The 2,500-nt window shown below is 46.9% G+C and carries 2 tRNA genes and 2 rRNA genes (1 of these 4 cut by a window edge); all 4 read left to right on the plus strand.

The features are described 5' to 3' along the window. A 16S ribosomal RNA gene (locus tag HMPREF1320_RS00005) occupies positions 1-1,475 on the plus strand; the annotation flags it as partial. A gap of 188 nt (positions 1,476-1,663) precedes the next feature. Further along, a tRNA-Ile gene (locus tag HMPREF1320_RS00010) sits at positions 1,664-1,737 on the plus strand. 82 nt (positions 1,738-1,819) lie between these two features. Next, a tRNA-Ala gene (locus tag HMPREF1320_RS00015) sits at positions 1,820-1,893 on the plus strand. 153 nt (positions 1,894-2,046) lie between these two features. Then, positions 2,047-2,500 (plus strand): 23S ribosomal RNA (locus HMPREF1320_RS00020) (it continues 2,392 nt past the right edge of the window).

Here is a 2,500-nt window from a genome sequence, read left to right on the forward strand (position 1 = left end):
GCAGGCCTAACACATGCAAGTCGAGGGGGAGGTTACTTTCGGGTAACAGAGACCGGCGTACGGGTGCGTAACGCGTATACAATCTGCCTTTCACTGGGGGATAGCCCGAAGAAATTTGGATTAATACCCCATAGTATAGTAGTGTGGCATCACACGACTATTAAAGCCTTGGTGGTGAAAGATGAGTATGCGTTCTATTAGCTAGTTGGAGAGGTAACGGCTCCCCAAGGCGATGATAGATAGGGGTTCTGAGAGGGATGTCCCCCACACTGGTACTGAGATACGGACCAGACTCCTACGGGAGGCAGCAGTGAGGAATATTGGACAATGGTCGGAAGACTGATCCAGCCATGCCGCGTGCAGGATGAAGGTCTTATGGATTGTAAACTGCTTTTGTAAGGGAAGAATAAGGAGTACGTGTACTTTGATGACGGTACCTTACGAATAAGCATCGGCTAACTCCGTGCCAGCAGCCGCGGTAATACGGAGGATGCGAGCGTTATCCGGAATCATTGGGTTTAAAGGGTCTGTAGGCGGGCTGGTAAGTCAGAGGTGAAAGCGCTTAGCTCAACTAAGCAACTGCCTTTGAAACTGTTGGTCTTGAATGGTTGTGAAGTAGTTGGAATGTGTAGTGTAGCGGTGAAATGCTTAGATATTACACAGAACACCGATAGCGAAGGCATATTACTAACAATTAATTGACGCTGATGGACGAAAGCGTGGGGAGCGAACAGGATTAGATACCCTGGTAGTCCACGCTGTAAACGATGGATACTAGCTGTTTGGAGTAATCTGAGTGGCTAAGCGAAAGTGATAAGTATCCCACCTGGGGAGTACGTTCGCAAGAATGAAACTCAAAGGAATTGACGGGGGCCCGCACAAGCGGTGGAGCATGTGGTTTAATTCGATGATACGCGAGGAACCTTACCAAGGTTTAAATGGAGACTGACAGGTGTAGAGATACGCCCTTCTTCGGACAGTTTTCAAGGTGCTGCATGGTTGTCGTCAGCTCGTGCCGTGAGGTGTCAGGTTAAGTCCTATAACGAGCGCAACCCCTGCCATTAGTTGCTAACGAGTTGAGTCGAGCCCTCTAATGGGACTGCCGGTGCAAACCGAGAGGAAGGTGGGGATGACGTCAAATCATCACGGCCCTTACATCTTGGGCTACACACGTGCTACAATGGCCGTTACAGAGAGCAGCCACTGCGTGAGCAGGCGCGAATCTATAAAGACGGTCACAGTTCGGATCGGAGTCTGCAACTCGACTCCGTGAAGCTGGAATCGCTAGTAATCGGATATCAGCCATGATCCGGTGAATACGTTCCCGGGCCTTGTACACACCGCCCGTCAAGCCATGGAAGCTGGGGGTACCTGAAGACGGTTACCGCGAGGAGCTGTTTAGGGTAAAACTAGTGACTGGGGCTAAGTCGTAACAAGGTAGCCGTACCGGAAGGTGCGGCTGGAACACCTCCTTTCTAGAGAAGACCGAAAGTTAATGACGAATTACGAATTACAAATGACGAACAGTTAGTTTATCGATTAAATTTGTAATTAATAAGGACTTGGTTCTTTAAATCTTGCTGACAACAATAAAATTAAGGTACAGAGTAATTGATAGAGAGAAAAATACCTCTTATCTCTTACCTCTTACCTAAAAGAACAAAGTCTCATAGCTCAGCTGGTTAGAGCGCTACACTGATAATGTAGAGGTCGGCAGTTCGAGTCTGCCTGGGACTACAAGCAAAAGAAGGAAATTTCTAGGAGTGAGCTAGAGGAAGGATCCTCTTACCTCTTACCACAATCTCTTACCTAGAGACAGGGGGAATTAGCTCAGCTGGCTAGAGCACCTGCCTTGCACGCAGGGGGTCAAGGGTTCGAATCCCTTATTCTCCACAACAAACGTACATTGACATATTGGGATAAAAAGCATAAGAGATCAATAATAGATTATTGATAATCTAACGAAAGAATTAAAAAGAATCAAAGAGAACGAGGTATTTATTTAATTGATAATAGATAATTGTTAATTGAATAAAACTACAAGCGCGAAAAGTTATGTAAGGGCGTATGGGGGATGCCTAGGCTCTCAGAGGCGAAGAAGGACGTGATAAGCTGCGAAAAGTTGCGTGTATTGGCACATACGATATGATACGCAAATCTCCGAATGGGGCAACCCAGTACATTGAAGATGTACTACACCGTAAAGGTGGGCAAACCCGCTGAACTGAAACATCTAAGTAGGCGGAGGAGAAGAAAACAAAAGTGATTCCCAAAGTAGTGGCGAGCGAAATGGGATTAGCCCAAACCCACTTTGTTACGGCAGGGTGGGGGTTGTAGGACCCAGATATAGGTTGTAAAGCTGGATTAGAAGTGTTTGGAAAGGCACACCATAGAGAGTGAAAGTCTCGTATAGGCACAGTTTTATAAATCTTATGGTTATCCTGAGTAGGTCGGGGCACGAGGAACCTTGACTGAATCTACCGGGACCATCCGGTAAGGC

This window comes from Capnocytophaga sp. oral taxon 335 str. F0486 (genome assembly GCF_000277665.1).
Taxonomy (GTDB): domain Bacteria; phylum Bacteroidota; class Bacteroidia; order Flavobacteriales; family Flavobacteriaceae; genus Capnocytophaga; species Capnocytophaga ochracea.